Origin of the sequence: Streptomyces sp. DH12 (assembly GCF_020873895.1) — a bacterium.
GTDB lineage: Bacteria > Actinomycetota > Actinomycetes > Streptomycetales > Streptomycetaceae > Streptomyces.
The window spans coordinates 1-464 of the sequence record NZ_JAHWGT010000964.1 but is presented as its reverse complement, the minus strand read 5'-3'; the positions used below and the strand labels follow the sequence as shown (position 1 = coordinate 464).

Annotated in this window: 1 pseudogene; it reads right to left on the bottom strand. The window is 69.8% G+C overall.

The annotated features are described in order from the left end of the window. A pseudogene (locus LPA54_RS38000) lies at window positions 1–464 on the bottom strand (carbohydrate-binding protein); the annotation flags it as partial.

Here is a 464-nt window from a genome sequence, read left to right as displayed (position 1 = left end):
GAGCCGGTGCGCAGCTCGATGAAGCCGCCGGTGCCGCCGGAGGAGGCCCGTACGGTCATCTTCCTCTGCCCGTCGAAGCGGTAGGGGCTGAAGGAGATCCAGTCGCCGTCGTGGATGTCGCCGACCGTCTTGCCGCCGTTGGCCTGCGTCTTGTCGAAGACGTTGACGCCGGACTGCGCGGTGAAGTGCTCGGCCTGGCGGTGCAGCGGCTGGATGACGGTGCGCGCGGTGCCGGTGAGGGCCTCCTGGCCGTTGGCGCCGCCGTCGGTGTAACTGGCGCCGACCACGCCGTAGATGTCGGCGTTGGGGTCATGGCCGCCGTCGCCGGGGGCGGAGTGAGGGTGCCCTCGCAGCCCGTCTCGCTGGTGAGCTCGTGGGCGTGGGAGTCGTGGCCGAGGCTGTAGGCGACCTTGACCTTGGAGCAGTCGATCGTCTCCTCGGGGTCGGTGACGGTCACCTTGAAC